13 protein-coding genes are annotated in these 16,836 nt (G+C 70.8%); all 13 read right to left on the reverse strand.

Features of this window, described 5'->3' with window-relative positions; genetic code table 11:
• Position 1: 1 nt before the first annotated feature.
• Complete coding sequence (locus NUG20_RS10415; RefSeq protein WP_263398237.1) at positions 2 to 751, reverse strand: RNA polymerase sigma factor FliA; 750 nt, start codon at positions 749 to 751, stop codon at positions 2 to 4.
• Positions 748 to 1,632: a MinD/ParA family ATP-binding protein gene (locus NUG20_RS10420; RefSeq protein ID WP_263398238.1), complete on the reverse strand. Its 885-nt coding sequence runs from the start codon at positions 1,630 to 1,632 to the stop codon at positions 748 to 750. The genes NUG20_RS10415 and NUG20_RS10420 overlap by 4 nt, the downstream gene beginning before the upstream one ends.
• Positions 1,619 to 3,271, reverse strand: a complete 1,653-nt coding sequence (gene flhF, locus NUG20_RS10425) for a flagellar biosynthesis GTPase FlhF (protein ID WP_263398239.1) — start codon at positions 3,269 to 3,271, stop codon at positions 1,619 to 1,621. The genes NUG20_RS10420 and flhF overlap by 14 nt, the downstream gene beginning before the upstream one ends.
• 189 nt (positions 3,272 to 3,460) lie before the next feature.
• The gene (flhA, locus tag NUG20_RS10430) at positions 3,461 to 5,524 is read right to left on the reverse strand and encodes a flagellar biosynthesis protein FlhA (RefSeq protein ID WP_263398453.1); all 2,064 of its coding nucleotides are present in this window, start codon (positions 5,522 to 5,524) and stop codon (positions 3,461 to 3,463) included.
• Positions 5,525 to 5,541: 17 nt separating this feature from the next.
• Positions 5,542 to 6,672, reverse strand: coding sequence for a flagellar biosynthesis protein FlhB (flhB, locus tag NUG20_RS10435; RefSeq protein WP_263398240.1), 1,131 nt, complete (start codon positions 6,670 to 6,672; stop codon positions 5,542 to 5,544).
• A gap of 182 nt (positions 6,673 to 6,854) precedes the next feature.
• Positions 6,855 to 9,800 (reverse strand): ligand-binding sensor domain-containing diguanylate cyclase, encoded by a 2,946-nt coding sequence (locus NUG20_RS10440; RefSeq protein WP_263398241.1) that lies wholly within the window; start codon positions 9,798 to 9,800, stop codon positions 6,855 to 6,857.
• 160 nt (positions 9,801 to 9,960) lie between these two features.
• Positions 9,961 to 12,843: a ligand-binding sensor domain-containing diguanylate cyclase gene (locus NUG20_RS10445; protein WP_263398242.1), complete on the reverse strand. Its 2,883-nt coding sequence runs from the start codon at positions 12,841 to 12,843 to the stop codon at positions 9,961 to 9,963.
• A 196-nt stretch (positions 12,844 to 13,039) separates the two neighbouring features.
• A complete protein-coding gene (gene fliR / locus NUG20_RS10450) occupies positions 13,040 to 13,831 on the reverse strand; it encodes a flagellar biosynthetic protein FliR (protein ID WP_263398243.1) in 792 nt (263 codons plus the stop codon).
• Positions 13,832 to 13,967: 136 nt separating this feature from the next.
• Positions 13,968 to 14,240 (reverse strand): flagellar biosynthetic protein FliQ, encoded by a 273-nt coding sequence (locus NUG20_RS10455; RefSeq protein ID WP_263398244.1) that lies wholly within the window; start codon positions 14,238 to 14,240, stop codon positions 13,968 to 13,970.
• A 4-nt stretch (positions 14,241 to 14,244) separates the two neighbouring features.
• Positions 14,245 to 15,075, reverse strand: a complete 831-nt coding sequence (gene fliP / locus NUG20_RS10460) for a flagellar type III secretion system pore protein FliP (RefSeq protein ID WP_263398245.1) — start codon at positions 15,073 to 15,075, stop codon at positions 14,245 to 14,247.
• A gap of 2 nt (positions 15,076 to 15,077) precedes the next feature.
• Positions 15,078 to 15,494, reverse strand: a complete 417-nt coding sequence (fliO, locus tag NUG20_RS10465; protein WP_263398246.1) for a flagellar biosynthetic protein FliO — start codon at positions 15,492 to 15,494, stop codon at positions 15,078 to 15,080.
• Positions 15,491 to 15,832, reverse strand: coding sequence for a flagellar motor switch protein FliN (gene fliN, locus NUG20_RS10470; RefSeq protein ID WP_263398247.1), 342 nt, complete (start codon positions 15,830 to 15,832; stop codon positions 15,491 to 15,493). The genes fliO and fliN overlap by 4 nt, the downstream gene beginning before the upstream one ends.
• Positions 15,829 to 16,836, reverse strand: coding sequence for a flagellar motor switch protein FliM (gene fliM / locus NUG20_RS10475; RefSeq protein WP_263398248.1), 1,008 nt, complete (start codon positions 16,834 to 16,836; stop codon positions 15,829 to 15,831). The genes fliN and fliM overlap by 4 nt, the downstream gene beginning before the upstream one ends.

The raw sequence follows: 16,836 nt of genomic DNA on the forward strand, positions 1-16,836 counted from the left end.
CTTATTCTTCGTCTTCCAGGCCGGCGTCGGCCGCTTCGAACGCTTTCAAGCGCCCGCGCAACCGTACCGTGGCCTGGCCGTGGATCTGGCAGACGCGCGACTCGCTGACACCGAGCACCGCGCCGATTTCCTTCAGGTTCAATTCCTGTTCGTAGTACAGCGACAGCACCAGCTGCTCGCGTTCGGGCAACTGCGCGATCGCCTTGCCCAGCTCGCGGCCGAATTCGCTGCGTTCCAGCATCTGCTGCGGATTGGGCCCGCCCTTGGCGATGGTGTCCAGCTCGCCGTGGTCCTCGACCCGCGATTCCAGGCTCAGCACCTGGCCGCGCGCGGCATCTTCCATCAAGCGCAGGTATTCGGGAAGCGGCATGTCCATCGCCGCGGCCACTTCGTTGGCGGCGGCGGCGCGGCCGGTGCTCTGCTCGATCTTGCGGATCGCCGAGGCGGCGTCGCGGGCGCGGCGGTGCACCGAGCGCGGCACCCAGTCGCCGCGGCGGATCTCGTCGATCATCGAGCCGCGGATGCGGATCGAGGCGTAGGTCTCGAACGAGGCGCCCTGGTCGGCGTCGTAGCTGCGCGAGGCCTCGATCAGGCCGATCATGCCGGCCTGGATCAGGTCGTCGATCTCGACGCTGGCCGGCAGCCGCGCGGCCAGGTGGTGGGCGATGCGCCGCACCAGGTCCGAGTGCTGGGCGATGTAGTCGTTGGAGCTGTTGCGCTGCACGGCGCGGTATTGGGCGGCGACGTTCATGCGGCGACCCCCCGCTGGATGATCCGTTCGACGAAGAACTCGACGTTGCCGCGCGGTGCGGTCGGCGCCTGCCAGCGCGCGGTGCGCCGGGCGATCTCGGCGATCGCCTGCGCCGACGGGCTGGACGGGTAGGCCTTGACCACCGGCTGCTGGCGCTGCACCGCCAGGCGCAGCCAGTCGTCCTGCGGCACGCAGCCCAGGTAGTTCAGCGACACGTCGCCGAGGAACTTCTCGCAGACCCGGCTCAGCTTGTCGTACAGCAGGCGGCCTTCGTTGAGGTCGCGGACCATGTTGGCGACGATCTGCACCCGGTCCACGCCGCGTTCGCGCGACAGCACCTTGATCAGCGCGTAGGCGTCGGTGATCGAGGCCGGCTCGTCGCAGACCACCACCACCGCGTCCTGCGCGGCCTGGCAGAAGGTCAGCACGCTGTCGGTGATGCCGGCGGCGGTGTCGATGACCATCACGTCCAGCTCGCGCTGCAGCTCGGAGAACACGTTGACCAGGCCGACGTGCTGGGCCGGCGGCAGCTCGGCCATGTGCCGGCGGCCGGAGGCGGCGGGCACCACCATCAGGCCGTTGGGCATGTCGATGATCACCTCTTCCAGCGTGCAGCGGCCGGCTACCAGGTCGCCAAGGGTGAACTTGGGGGTCAGCCCGAGCACCACGTCGACGTTAGCCAGGCCCAGGTCGGCGTCCAGCAGCAGGGTGCGCTTGCCCATGTCGGCCAGCGCCATCGACAGGTTGACCGAGATGTTGGTCTTGCCGACGCCGCCCTTGCCGCCGGTCACGGCGATGGTACGCACCGGGCCGAGCGGTTCGCTGCGGGTGGCCGACAGGGGGAAGGCATTGGTCAGATTGGCGTAATCACGCGACGGCATGGTTCTGCTCCGGAGTACAGGGCTTATCGGCAGCGCGCCGCAAATCTTCAAGGCGCAATACCAGGCTGGCGGCGTTGGCGCGGTGCAGGTCGTCCGGCACGCGCTGACCATCGGTCACCCAGGTGATGGGAAGCCGGTGGTCTGCGACCACCGACAGAGCACTGCCAAAACGCCCGGTTTCATCCAGCTTGGTCAAGATCACCCCCTGCGGATCGGCGCCGGCGAACCGGCGCACCACCTCGTCCAGGTCGGAGAAATGCGCGTTGGCAGGGAGTACTAGCAAGGACCGGACCACTCGCGAGGCGCGCAGCCAGTGCAGCTGCGCGACCAGCGCGCGGTCGCGCTGGCCCATGCCGGCGGTGTCGATCAGCACCAGTTTGTAGTCGCGCAGGCGCTCCAGCAGCTGCTGCAGGGCGGCGTCGCTGTCGGCCTCGTGCACGGCGATGCCGAGCTGGCGGCCATAGCTGTGCAGCTGTTCGCGGCCGCCGACGCGGATGGTGTCGGTGGTGACCAGGGCCACGTCGCGGGCGGCGTGGCGTTCCAGGAAGCGCGAGGCCAGCTTGGCGATGGTGGTGGTCTTGCCGGCGCCGGTGGGGCCGATCAGGGCGATCACGCCGCCTTCCTCGATCGGGTCCAGCGGGGCGATCGGCAGGCGCTTGGACAGCAGCCCCAGCATCAGCCCGCGGCCGCGGTGCAGCTCCAGGTCGGCGGGGATCTGCATGACCACGTCGCGGGTCAGGCCGCTGTCGAAGCCGTAGTCGTCCATCAGCTCCAGCGCCTGGGCGCGTACCGGCGAGCCGCGCAGGCGTTCGTCGGTGAGCCGGTTCATCTCGCGCTCGATCATCTGCCGCATCAGCGCCAGTTCGTCGCGCAGCTGAGTCAATTGTTCGTCGTTCTGCACGGCCGGGAAACTCGGCACCGGCGTCAGCGTGGCCGGCGCCGGGATCCCGGCGCTGGCGGCTGCCGCTGCCGGCGCCGTGGTGGCCGCGGCCGACGCGGCGGCCGCTGCGACCGGCGCCGCCGGGGTCAGCGACACCGCGGCGATGTTTTCGAGCCAGCTCGGCACCGCCGCGGCGCTGGCGGCCGCTTCGGCAGCGGCGGCCGGGGCGGCGAACGGGCTCGGCATCGGCACGCTGATCGGCGCGTTGCGGAACACGTCCTCGGGAATGCGGAATTCGGCAGGCGCCTGGGCCGCGGCCGGGGCCGGGGCACGCGGTGCGGCGGCGGGTCGGCTCGGCGGGGTCGCCGCGCCGGCCGGCATCGCCGAGGCGGCGATCGCGGCCGGCTGGGTCAGCGGCCGCGCCGGGGCGGCCTGCGCCGCCGTCGCCGGGCTGGCGGCCGGCGCGCGGCGGTCGCTGATCGCGGCCATCATCGCCATCGCCGAGTTGCCTGCGGCGCCGGCCTTGGCCGCACGCGGCGCCGGGTTGGCGGCCGACACCGGCAGCCGCGCCGTCTCGTCCGGCCGCACCGCGTCCAGCGCCTGCTGCACCAGCGCCTCGTCGTAGTTGCTGGCGGCGACGATCTCGATGCCCTCGTCGGTGCGACGGTTGGACAGGATCACCGCATCCGGGCCGTGCTCGTCGCGCACCATGCGGAACGCGGTGCGCATGTCGGGGGCTACGAAGCGTTTGATTTTCATGCGTGAGTTCTCCGGGACCGGGGACCGGGGACCAGGGACCCGGCAAGAGCCGATGTCCCGGTGCCCAGCGATTGCCTATGTGCTGCCAAGTTCATAAGTGCCTAACCATCCAATCGTTGCGTCGGTACCGCTGTGTCGCTCTTCGCTTTTCCGGGTCCCTGGTCCCCGGTCCCCGGTCCCGGCAATCCATCAACTAATCGTTCCCACCAACTTCAGCCGCTTGTCTTCCGGTACTTCGCTGTAGGACAGCACCGACAGCGAGGGGACGCTGTGGCGGACCAGCCTGGCCAGCGCGGCGCGGACCTGCGCCGGGACCAGCACCACGGCCGGTTCGTTGCGCGCTTCCTGCTTGCTGACGCATTCGGCCAGGCTCTGGTGCAGTCGCTCGGCCAGGCCGGGTTCCAGCGCGGCACCGTTGCCTTGGGTAGAGTCTTGCAAGACACGTTCCAATTGCGGGGCCAGGGTGAACACCGGCAGTTCGGCGGACATGCCGGCGATTTCCTGGACGATGAACCTGCCCAGCGCATTGCGCACCGCGGCGGTGAGTACGCCGGGTTCCTGACTCTGCGGGGCCTGTTCGACCAGCGCCTCGACGATCTTGCGCAGCTGCCGCACCGGGATCTTCTCGATCAGCAGGTTCTGCAGCACGCGCACCACCACCGACAGCGGCAGCGCCTTGGGGGTGAGGTCCTCGACCAGCTTCGGCGCGCTCTTGGCCAGGGTGGCCAGCAATTGCTGCACTTCCTCGTGGCCGAGCAGTTCCGGGGCGTGTTCGCGGATCAGGTGCGACAGGTGGGTGGCGATCACCGTGGCCGGGTCGACCACGGTGTAGCCCATGGTCTCGGCCTGGGCGCGCTGGTGCGGCTGGATCCAGATGGCGTCCAGGCCGAAGGCGGGGTCCTTGCCGGCGATGCCGTCGATCTTGCCCAGCGCGCCGCCCGGGTCCAGCGCCAGTGCGCGGTCCGGATGGATGTCGGCGGTGGCCACCGGCACCCCGTGCACCAGCAGGCGGTAGGCGTTCGCCGGCAATTCCAGGTTGTCGCGGATGTGCACCGGCGGTATCAGGAAGCCGATGTCCTGGGTCAGCTTGCGCCGCACGCCCTTGATCCGCGCCATCAGCTCGCCGCCCTGGGCCTTGTCCACCAGCGGGATCAGCCGGTAGCCGACCTCCAGGCCCAGCGGATCGATCGGGCGCAGTTCGTCCCAGCCCAGTTCGGCATTGGCCTGCGCGCCGGCGCTGGCCGCCTGCTGCACCGGATCGGGCGTGGCCTCTTCCGGCAGCAGGCTGCGCTTCCACATCTTCCAGGCCAGCAGGCCCAGGATCAGCGCCAGCGTCAAGAAAGCGACGTTGGGCATGCCCGGGACCAGGCCGACCAGGCCCATGATCGCCGCGGCCACCGCCAGCGCTTTGTGCTGGCCGAACACCTGGCCCATCATCGAGGCGCCCATGTCCTGCGAGCGCGAAGCGCGGGTGACCAGCATCGCCACCGCCGAGGACACCAGCAGCGCCGGCAGCTGCGCGACCAGGCCGTCGCCGATCGACAGCAGCGTATAGGTGGACGCGGCCTGGGCGACCGGCATGCCGTGCTGCAGGACGCCGACCGCCATGCCGCCGATGAGGTTGATGAACAGGATCAGGATGCCGGCGATGGCGTCGCCGCGGATGAACTTGCTGGCGCCGTCCATCGAGCCATAGAAGTCCGCTTCCTCGCGGACCTCCTCGCGCCGGGCCTTGGCTTCCTCGCGGGTCAGCAGGCCGGCGTTGAGGTCGGCGTCGATCGCCATCTGCTTGCCGGGCATGGCGTCGAGGATGAAGCGCGCGGTCACTTCCGACACGCGCCCGGCGCCCTTGGTGATGACCACGAAGTTGATGATGGTCAGGATCGCGAACACCACGATGCCGACCGCGTAGTTGCCGCCGATCACGAACTCGCCGAAGGCCTCGATGACCTTGCCGGCGGCGCCGTGGCCGTCCTGGCCGTTGATCAGGATCACGCGGGTGGAGGCCACGTTCAGCGCCAGGCGCAGCATCGTGGTCATCAGCAGCACGATCGGGAAGATGCTGAACTCCAGCGGCCGCTTCACGTAGACCACGGCCAGCAGCACCATCAGCGAGATCGCGATGTTGAAGGTGAACAGGGCGTCCAGCACCGGCGCGGCCAGCGGCACCACCACCATCGCCAGCATCGCCATCACGATCACCGGCGCGCCCAGGCCGTGCTTGATCATGTCCATCATCTTGCGCGTGTTCATCTGCGCGGCCGGCTGGCTCATGGCTTGCTCCCGGGGGCGAATTCATCGACCTCCAGCGGCGGCAGCGGCGGCATCGGGCCAGTGCGCCAGGCGCGCAGCTGGTACACGTAGGAGAGGATCTGCGCCACCGCCGAATACAGTCTCACGGGAATTTCCTTGCCGAGTTCCCCTTCCCGATACAAGGCGCGTGCCAAAGGTGGCGCAGACACCACTGCGACGCGGTGCTGCTCGCCGATCTCGCGGATGCGGAAGGCCAGCTCGTCCACGCCCTTGGCGACCACGGTCGGCGCGCGCATGCGCCCGCCCTCGTACTTGAGCGCCACCGCGTAGTGGGTGGGGTTGACCACCACCACGTCGGCGCTGGGCACCGCCTCCATCATCCGCCGCTGCGACAGCTGCATCTGCATCTGCCGGATGCGGCCCTTGACCTCCGGGCTGCCCTCGCTCTCCTTCATTTCCCGGCGCACTTCGTCGCGGGTCATCATCAATTTGCGGATGTGGTTCCACTTCTGGTACGGCGCGTCGATCGCGGCCAGCAGCGCCAGCGCGCCGGCGGTGTACAGCAGCAGGCGCAGGGTGAAGCCCAGGCCGTCGCCGATGGCCTGTTCCAGCGGCTGCCGCATCAGGTTGCGCAGGCCGTCCACGTTGTTGGAGATGCACAGGGCGGCGGCGCCGCCGACGAAGCCCATGCGCAGGATCGACTTGAACAGCTCGGCCAGGCTCTCCATGCCGTACAGCCGGGTCAGCCCGGCCATCGGGTTGAGCCGCTCGAGCTTGGGCACCAACGCGCTGCCGGAGAAGCGCAGGCTGCCCATCAGGATCGGCGCGACGAAGCCGGCCGCCAGGCAGATGCCGACCAGCGGCAGCGCCACCCACAGCAGCCCCAGCAGCAGCTCGCCGAAGTGGCCGAACAGGGCGTCGGGGTGCCCGTACAGGCTCGGGTCCGGGCGCAGCGCGCCCTTCATCCAGTTCACCGCGCCGGCCGTCAGCGAGCCGGACATGCCCATCAACGCGAAGATGCCGGCGCTGAACACCGCCGCCGTGGCCAGTTCGCGCGAGCGCGGGATGTTGCCCTGCTCGCGCGCTTGGCGCAGCCGTTTTTCGGTAGGTTGTTCGGTCTTTTCGGTGCCTTCTTCGTTTTCGGACATGGCGGTGGGACGAGCCGGGCAGGGGGTTCGACCCAGCCTCTTGCAAGGACCGTTCCGTTCGTCGCGGCCTGGCGGGCGCTGTGCTGTTGCGTGCCGCCGCGCGCACGGCCTACGGCATGGCGCTGCCGCCGCACCGCGCGGATGCCGGCCTGCGCGGCCGGCCGGCAGGACAAGCGCAAGCGCTACTGCTGCAGTTCGACCCGGTTGCGGCCCAGGTGCTTGGCCCGGTACAGGGCCTCGTCGGCGCGGGTCAGCAGTTGCTGCAGGCTTTCGCCCGGGCGGTACCAGGCCACGCCGATCGAGGCGGTGACGGCCAGCTGCTGCGTGCCGATCTGCAAGGGCCGGCTGCCGATCGCGCTGCGCAGGTGCTGCAGCCGCTCCTGCGACGGGATCGGCAGGCCCGGCAGCACGCCCAGCAGTTCCTCGCCGCCGTAGCGGCCGATCAGGTCCGAGCCGCGCAGGTTGGCGTTCAGGCGCCGCGCGACCTTGATCAGCACCGCGTCGCCGACCAGGTGGCCGTGCGCGTCGTTGATGCGCTTGAAATGGTCCAGGTCGATCATCGCCACCGCCAGCGGCTGGCCCTCGGCCTGGCTGCGCTGCATCTGCGCGGCCAGTGCATCGAGGATGCCGGCGCGGTTGAGCAGGCCGGTCAGGGAGTCGTGCGAGGCCTTCACCGCCAGCGCGGCGCGGGCGATCTCCAGCTCGCGCTTGTCGTGTTCCAGCTCCTGAGTGCGCAGCGCGACCAGGTCGGCCAGTTCGCGCTGGCGCTGGCGCAGGCGGCGCTCGCGCCAGTGCAGCGCGGCGATCGCCAGCCCGCCGCCGAGCAGCGCGTACAGCGCCAGCATGGCCTGGCTGCGCCACCACACCGGCGCCACCGAGAACGCCACCCGGGTCGGCGCCGAGGCGCTGCGCCGGTAGGCATCGAGCATCTGGATCTCGAACACGTAGTCGCCCGGCGCCAGCGGCGGGTGCTCGATCTCGAAGTTGGGGGTGTGGATCCAGCGCGTGTGCGCGCCCTGGAAGCGATAGCGGAACGAGACCCGGTTGCGGTCGTCGTAGAGGTTCGGCGAGGCCACTTCGATGTGCAGCGGCTCCTCGCTCCAGGGCAGTCGCGCGCCGGCGGCGATCGGATGGCCGCCGCGGGTGAATTCGGTCAGCGCCACCTTCGGCACGTGCGCCTGGAACAGGCGCTGCGGCGCCAGCACATGGCTGACGCCCTTGCTGTTGCCGATCCACACCGAGCCGTCGTCGTCCTCGAAGAACGCCGCCTCGGAGATGTCGTCCCACAGCAGCCCCTGCGACTGGGTCAGGCGCGACCAGCGGGGTCCGTCGTGGACGTCCACGCCCTGGCTGTGGCCGATCCACACGCGGCCGTCGCGGGTCGCCCGGATCAGGTAGACCTGCAGTTCGCGCAGCTGCGGCTCGGCCGCCGCCTGCAGGTGCAGGGTGTCGCCGTCGAGCCGGCCCTGCCAGAGGCCCGGATGGTAGAGCGCCGCCCACACCTGGCCGTCCTCCTGGATCAGCAGCTTGCTGACCCAGGGGTGCGCCGGCGCACCGTTCAGCAGCAGCCGGATCGGGGTCCAGGTGCTGCCGCGCAGCCGGAACACGCCGGCCGCGCCGGACAGCCACAGGCTGCCGTCGCGGCGCTGCTGGATGTCCGAGAACTCGCTGGCCGGCAGCGCCTGCACCCGCTGCGGCAGCGCGTCGGACTGCGGCCGCGCCAGCAGGTACAGGCCGTCGATCGCCAGGATCCAGACCCGGCCTGCGGCATCCAGGTACAGCCGCTTGATCGCGCTGCCGAGCCGCGGATAGGCGCGCAGCAGGCGGCCGTCGCGGTCGTGGTGGTGCAGTTCGCCCAGCGAGCCGATGCTCCACAGCGAGCCATCGGCGGCGCTGCGCATGGCCACGATCTGCAGCCCGGCGTCGGCCAGCCAGGGCTGGAAGCGCTCGCCGTCGCGGCGCTGGCGGTTGATGCCGCCTTCGTTGCCGATCAGCAGCGCGCCGGCACCGTCGCGGTGGATGGTCCAGGTCGGCGCGGTGCTCATGCCCTGCGCGGCGTCCCAGTTCTCGATCCAGCCGTAGCCGTTCCAGCGCACCACGCCTTCGCCGTCCACGGTCATCCACAGGTCGCCGGCGTGGTCGAACGCGAGCGCGACGATGCCGCCGTCGGGCAGGCCGTTGCCGCGGTCGAAGCGCCGCCAGCGGTCGCGTTCCCAGCGCGCCAGGCCCTGGTTGGTGCGCATCAGCACGCGCCCCTGCGGGTCGAGCAGGAGCTGCGCCTGGACCATGACCTTGTCCAGGCCGACGTCGGGCGGGTTCTGCGCGAGGAAGCGCGCGGCGCCGGCCGGCAGCCGCATCACGTGGCGATCGCCGCGCACCCACAGCGCGCCGTCGCGGTCGCGCAGCACGCTGCGCCAGCGCTCCGGCGGCAGCCCCTGGGCCTGGCCGTACACCGTCACCGCGCCGTCGGCGTCGACCCGGCACAGCTCCTTGGCGCAGCCGAGCCACAGGTACCCGGCCTCGCCCTGGATCGCGCCGATCTGCCCCAGCTGCGGCAAGCGCGCCAGGGTCGCCGGGTCGAACAGCGGCCGCAACCGCCAGCGACCGCCGCCGACGGCGACCGCGCGCAGCACCTGCGTGCCGTTGAGCAGCGCCATGCCCCATTGCGTGCCGGCCAGGCGCAGCGCGTTCTTGCGCAGCGGGCCGGTCTCCTCCGGCGCGAGCCGGCGCAGCTGCGTGCCGCTGCCGACGAAGACGGCGTCGAAGGAGGCCACCCACAGCCGCTGCCCGGCATCCTCGGCAGCGGCGCTGATGAAATGGCCGCGCTGTCCCTGCAGCGGGATCTGCTGGAACTGGTGGCCGTTGAAACGGTACAGGCCGCTCTCGGTGCACACCCACAGGCCGCCGTCGCGGGTCTGCAGCAGGCAGGTGCCGGCCAGGCCGAGCAGGCCCTGGTCGTGGGCATAGCGGCGCAGCGGAATCGACTGGGCGCGGGCGCCATCGCCCAGCGCCAGAACCAGCAGCAGCCCCAGGCCCAGCCACAGCAGCAGCACGCAGCGCGTCGGCCAGTGGCACCGACGCGCGCGCAGGCCCGGCAGCTCAGCCGCCGCGAATGCCGCGACGGTCATGAGCGGGAACTGGCAAGGAGTCGGACATGGCGGCAGGCACGTGGCGAGGAATGGAGAGGAGCGGGCGGCGGGCGGCGCGCGGTTGCGCGGGCGCTCCGCGATTGTGCTGCCGACGCTGTCTGTATCGGCTGCGATGCGCTCGCGCTTGAGCCGCCGCCGTTCAAGACGGCAGCGCTTCTCCCTGCGCCGGGTCCAGGTGCAGCTCGACCCGGTTGCGGCCGCCATGCTTGGCCCGGTACAGCGCGTCGTCGGCGCGGCTGAGCAATTGCTGCACGGTCTCGCCCGGGCGGTACCAGGCCACGCCGATCGAGGCGGTGACCTCGAGCATGCCGGCATCGGTCAGGAACGGCGTGGCGCCGACCACCTGGTGCAGGGCATGCAGCCGGGTCCGTGCCGGCGGCGCCAGGCCCGGCAGCACCGCCAGCAGTTCTTCGCCGCCGTAGCGGCCGATCAGGTCGGCGCCGCGCAGGTTCGCGTTCATGCGCCGGCCGACCCGCGCCAGCACCGCATCGCCGACCAGGTGGCCGTGCAGGTCGTTGACGTGCTTGAAATGGTCCAGGTCGATCATCGCCACCGCCAGCGCGCTGCCGTCGCTGCGGCTGTGCTGCATCTGCGCGGCCAGGGCATCGAGGATGCCGACGCGGTTGAGCAGGCCGGTCAGGTCGTCGCGGACTGCCTTCAGCGCCAGCGCGGCGCGGGCGACCTCCAGTTCGCGCTTGTCGTGTTCCAGTTCGCGGGTGCGCTCGGCGACCAGCCGCGCCAGGGTGCGCTCGCGCGCCAGCAACTGTTTCACCCGCCAGCGCCACACCGCGGTCACCAGCAGCGCGGCGGCCAGCGCGTACGCCATCCACGCCAGCGGGCTGCGCCACCATGGCGGCAGGATCACGAACTCCAGGCGCGCCACCTCGCTGCGCGCGCGCTGGCGCTCGTCCAGCGCCTGCACCTCCAGTGCGTAGCGGCCCGGCGACAGCAGGGTATAGGTCAGATGTGCCTGTTCGGTGTCGGCCCATTGCTCCTGCAGGCCCTCGAGGCGGTAGCGGAAGCGCAGGGTGTCGTTGCCGCCGACCGCGCCGGGCACCGCGAAGGCGATCTCGATCGGCTGCTGCGACCACGGCAGCTGCGCGCCGGCGGTGACCGCGCGGCCGCCGCGGGTGGCGTGCAGCAACTGCAGGTGCAGCGGCCGCGCGGCGAACAGCCGCGCCGGGTCCAGCACCTGGCTGAGGCCCTTGCTGTTGCCGATCCAGACCGAGCCGTCGGCATCCTCGAAGAACGCCGATTCGGAGGTGTCGTCCCACAGCAGGCCCTCGGCCTGGGTCACGCGGATCCAGCGTCCGTCCGACCACAGGTCCAGGCCCTGGCTGCTGCCGACCCACAGCCGTTGCTGCCGGTCCTGCCGCAGCACGTAGGGCACGATCCGCGCCAGCAGCGGATCGTCGACCTTGCGCACGAACAGGGTGGCGCTGCGCGGGTCGAAGCGCCCATGCCACACCCCGACGTCGCCGAACGACAGCCAGGCCTCGTCGCTGGCGTTGATGGTGAACTTGTCCAGTTCCGCGTCCGGCACCGCGCCGCGCAGGCGGACCGGTTGCCAGCCCTGCGCCTGGTGCAGGTACAGGCCGTGGTCGCCGACCAGCCACAGGCGGCCGCGCGCGTCGTAGCCGCCGCTGCTGAAATGGTCGCGCGGCAGGTCGGGCGCCGGCCGTGCCTGGCGTTCGCCCGGCGCCAGCAGGAACGCGCCGCGGGTGGTCAGCAGCCACAGCGTGCCGGCGTCGTCGAAGAACATCCACTTCAGCGACGCCGACACCCTGGCGATCTCGTGCATGCGGCCGCTGCCGCGGTCCAGGCGCAGCACCCGGCCGGACGACTGGCCCAGCCACAGGGTGCCGTCGGCGGCGTCGACCAGCTGCACGGTCTGGCGCAGCGGTTGCCCGTCGCGGTCGGTCAGCGGGCGCATGCGGCCGCTGCCGGCGTCGAGCACGTTGGCGCCCATTTCGCTGCCGACGTACAGGCGGCCGTCGCCGCGGCTGCGCATGACCGCCCAGGTCGGCCCGGTGGCCAGCCCCTGCGGTTCCTCCCAGTGCTGGATCACGCCGTAGCCGAGCCAGCGCTGCACGCCGCGGCCGCGGGTGCCCATCCACAGGCGGCCCTGGCGATCGCTGAGCAGGGCGCAGATATTGGCCGCCAGCGCGCCCAGGCCCTGGGTGCGGTCGAAGGCGCGCCAGCGTCCGTCTTCCCAGCGCAGCAGGCCGGTATCGCTGCGGGTCAGCACCCGGCCGTGGGCGTCCTCCACCAGATTGATGCCGACCGCGACCGTGGACAGCTCGCTGCCTGGCGGCGGCGCGCGTTCGGCGAAGCCCGTCGCGCCGGCCGGCCAGGCCAGCACATGGTGGACGCCGCGCGCCCACAGCGTGCCGTCGCGGCCGCGCAGCAGCGCCAGCCAGCGGTCCTCGGGAACGCCCTCGGCGCGGCCGAGCCGGCGCAGCCGGCCCTGCGCATCCAGCCGGCACAGTTGCCGGCCGCAGCCCATCCACAACGCGTCGCCGATCGCGGCGATGCTGGAAATCTCGGCCAGGGCGGTGCCGTCGGCGCTGCGCAGCGGCGCGACCAGCCAGCGGCCGTCGGCGCCGGCGGCGATCCGCAGCGGCCGCTTGTCGCTGAGCGCGACGAGCCCGTCGCCGAATGCGGCCAGGGAGCTGCCCTGGTCGATCGGCAGGCGCCGGCCGTCGGCGCCGGGGACCGCGGCAAAGCGCCGCCCATCGCCGACGTACAGCGCATTGGAGGCGCCGACCCACATGCGCTGGCGGCGGTCTTCGGCGATCGCATAGACCAGCGGACTGCCGAGGCCGGCATCGGCGCCGACCTGCTCGAAGCGTTCGCGCTCGTAGCGGTGCAGTCCCAGTTCGGTGCAGGCCCAGACCACGCCCTGCCGATCGGCGTACAGGCAGTTGACGCTCAGGCCCTGCAGGCCGTCGGATTGCGCGTAGTCGCGGAAGCTGTACTCCTGCGCCAGCGCGGCGCCGGCCCAGGCGCACAGCGCGAGCACGGCGGCGAACCGCCATGCGCGAGCGCGCGGCGGGGAGGGCGACGACGGCGGGTGGCTGATCGGCACGGCGATGACTGGCGTCCCCGGAAGGCGCTGCGCGACGGTGGGCGCTGCACCTGCAACACCCCTGGAACAAGGGTATCGGCGCAGCGGGGCGGGGCTTGAATGGCGCGCGGACCCGCTTGCGCGAGTGCGCCTAGGCGGTCACTTGCCGGGCGGCGTCGAAGGCGGCATCGAACAGGCGCTGCACCGGCGGTCCCATTTCCCCGACCAGCACCGCCAGCAGCGCCAGGCCGAGCACCACCGCCACCGGCAGGCCGAGCTGGATCGGGTTCAGCGCCGGTGCGGCCTTGGCCAGCGCGCCGAAGGCCAGGTTCACCGCCAGCATAGCCACCATCACCGGCAGCGCCAGGGTCACCGCGCCGCGCATCATGCTCATGAAGAAATCCGGCGCCACCGAGGCCATCGCCTGCGCGTCCGGCAACGCATTGCCGATCGGCAGCGCCTTGTAGCTGTCCACCAGCAGCTGCACCACGGCCAGGTGGCCGTTGGCGGTGAAGAACAGCAGGCCGAAGGCCAGGTAGAACCATTGCCCGATCACCCCGGAGGTGACGCCGCGCAACGGATCGGCCATCTGCGCGAAGCCCAGGCCGGTGCTCTGCGACACCAGTTCCCCGGCCAGCGCGCCGGCCTCGAAGATCAGCCGCAGCATGAAGCCCATGCTCGCCCCGACCGCCAGCTCGCGCGCCACGCTCAGCACCACCGCGGCATCGAATCCGTCCCAGTCCGGTACCGGCGGCAGCAGCGGCGCCAGCGCCATCGCCAGCGTCGCCGCCAGCATCACCCGGATCCGCGCCGGCACCGCGCGGGTGCCGACCAGCGGCATCACCATCAGCATCGCGCCGATGCGCAGCATGGTCCACAGGATCGCGCCGACCATCGCGAAGGCCTGTTGGCCATCGATGACCATCTGGGTTGCCGAATCCATCAGGCGGGGACCAGGGCGGGGACCGGGGACCGGGGACCGGGGACCCGAAGAGCGCGTATCGGGAAAGCCCCGAGGCTGCCCCTGCTTTTCCGGGTCCCTGGTCCCCGGTCCCCGGTCCCGTTCTCGCCAGCCACGCCTAGCCCCCGATCAGATGCGGAATGCGCTGGAACAGCATGGTGGTGTACTCGACCAGGTGCGCCAGCAGCATGCTGCCGGTGGCGAACAGCATCGCGGTCAGGGCGACCACCTTGGCGACGAAGGCGATGGTCGGCTCGTTGAGCTGGGTGGCGGCCTGGAACACGCCGATCACCACGCCCACCACCAGCATCGACAGCAGCAGCGGGCCGGCCACCCATAGCACCGTGATCAGGCCGCCGCGCAGTTCGGTCAAGGCCAGTTCGGGACTCATCGGCTCAGACTCCGTTGAAGCTGGCGGCGAGGGTGCCGACGGTCAGCACCCAGCCGTCGACCAGCACGAACAGCAGGATCTTGAACGGCGCCGAGACCAGCATCGGCGACATCATCATCATGCCCATCGACATCAGCACGCTGGCCACCACCAGGTCGATGATCACGAACGGGATGAAGATCAGGAAGCCGATCTCGAAGGCGGTCTTCAGTTCCGAGGTCACGAACGAGGCCACCAGCACCGGGAACGGGATCGCGTCGGGACCGCTGTAGGTGCCGTTGCCGGCCATGCCGGCGAAGGTCATCAGGTCGGCCTCGCGCACCTGCGCCAGCATGAACGCGCGCAACGGCTGGGTGGTCAGGGTCCATGCGGTCTGGAAATCGATCTGGCCGTTGAGGTAGGGGCTCATGCCCTGGCCCCAGGCCTTTTCCCACACCGGCATCATCACCAGCGCGGTCAGGAACAGCGCCAGCCCCATCAGCACCTGGTTGGACGGGGTCTGCCCGGTGCCCATCGCCTGGCGCAGCAGGCCGAGCACGATGGTGATGCGGGTGAACGCGGTCAGTACCAGCAGCATCGATGGCAGCAGGGTGATCGCGGTCATCAGCAGCAGCGTCTGCAGCGGCAGGCTCACCGGTTGCGCGCCGACCTTGCCGACGTTGACCTGCGGCAGCGACGGCAGGGTCGGCGCGGCGTTCTGCGCGGCCGGTGCCGGCGTGGCCGGCGCCGCGGCGGGTGCGGCCTGGGCCCAGCCCAGCGCCGGCAGCAGGCTCAGCGTCAGCAGGATCAACAGCAGGCGCAGGCCGCGCGCGTAACGGTTCCAACGAAGCAACATGATCATTTGTCCTTGCGCAGCTTCTGCGCCAGCAGCTGGGCGAAATCGGGGAGGTTCTTGAGCTGCTTGAGGTTCGGCAGCGACGGCGCCGGTGCCTGCGGCAGCGGCTCGGGCAAGCGATGCAAGGTACGTACCCCGCCGGCCGACACCCCGAGCAGCAACTGCTCGCCGTTGACGTCGACCACCACCACGCGCTCCTTGGCGCCGACCGCCAGGCTGGCCACCACGCGCAGCCCTTCGGCCGGGCGGAAGCCGCTGCCGGGCAGGCGCTTGAGCACCCAGGCCATGCCCAGGATCAGGCCGAGCACCAGCAGCAGGGCCAGCACCGCACCGAACAGGCTGGGCGGCGACGGCGCGGCGCTGCCGACGCCCGAGGCGGACTTGGCCGCCTGGGTGGCGGCCGCGAGCAATAGGCTCACCGCAGTCTCCGGATGCGTTCGGTGGGGCTGACCACGTCGGTCAGGCGCACGCCGAAGCGGTCGTTGATCGTCACCACCTCGCCGTGCGCGATCAGGGTGCCGTTGACGTACACGTCCAGCGGTTCGCCGGCGCCGCGCTCCAGTTCCACCACCGAGCCCTGGTTGAGCTGCAGCAGGTTGCGGATCGGGATGCGGTTGCGGCCGACTTCCAGCGACAGCGTCACCGGCACGTCCAGGATCATGTCAAGGTTCAGGTCGTTGCCGATGCCGCCATGGGACTCCGGCTGCAGGCTGTCGAACTGGGTCGGGATCGGCTCGGGGATGTCGTTCTGGCTCATGACGCGTCTTCCTGGAAGGCGGGGCGGCGGCGCAGCGCGCCCGGGGGTTGGTTCGAAGTGATCTTCACGGCGTTCTGGCCGCGCGAGATGCCGAATTCGCCGGTGAACAGCGGGATGTTCTCCACGCACAACGGCACCTGCTTGGGCAGGTCGATCGGCAGCACGTCGCCGATCTTCAGCCGGGTCAGCTCGCGCAAGGTCATCTGCTTTTGCGCCAGCACGCTGGAGATGGTGACCTCGGCGGTATTGAGCTGCTCGCGCAACATCACGTTCCAGCTCTCGTCGCGGTCCACGCGGTCGCTCTGGATGCCGGCGTCGAGCAGTTCGCGGATCGGCTCGAGCATCGAATACGGCAGGGTGATGTGGATCTCGCCGCCGCCGCCTTCCAGTTCCACATGGAAGCGGCTGACCACCACGTACTCGCGCGGGGTGACGATGTTGGCGAAGTGCGGGTTGACCTCGGAATTGAGGTACTCGAACTCCACTTCCATCACCGGCGCCCAGGCCTCGTGCAGGTCGGCGAAGGTCTGCTTGAGCATCAGCTGGATCACCCGCATCTCGGTCGGGGTGAATTCGCGGCCTTCGATGCGGGTGGGGTAGCGGCCATCGCCGCCGAAGAAGTTGTCGACCACGGTGAACACCAGGGTCGGCTCGAACACGATCAGGCCGGTGCCGCGCAGCGGCTTGAACTTGATCAGGTTGAGGTTGCTGGGCACGTACAGCGAGTGCATGTAGTCGTTGAACTTGATCAGGTCGATGCCGCGCACCGACAGGTCGGCCGAGCGCCGGATCAGGTTGAACAGGCCGATCCGCCACAGCCGCGCGAAGCGCTCGTTGACCATCTCCAGGGTCGGCATGCGCCCGCGGATGATCCGGTCCTGGCTGGAGAAATCGTACTGGCGCGCTTCGCCCGGCGCCGGCGGTGCCGGCCCGGTGTCCACCGCGCCGGCATCGACGCCATGCAGCAGCGCATCGATCTCGTCTTGGGAAAGCAGGTCGGTCAT

It is taken from the genome of Xanthomonas sp. CFBP 8443 (genome assembly GCF_025666195.1).
Taxonomy (GTDB): domain Bacteria; phylum Pseudomonadota; class Gammaproteobacteria; order Xanthomonadales; family Xanthomonadaceae; genus Xanthomonas_A.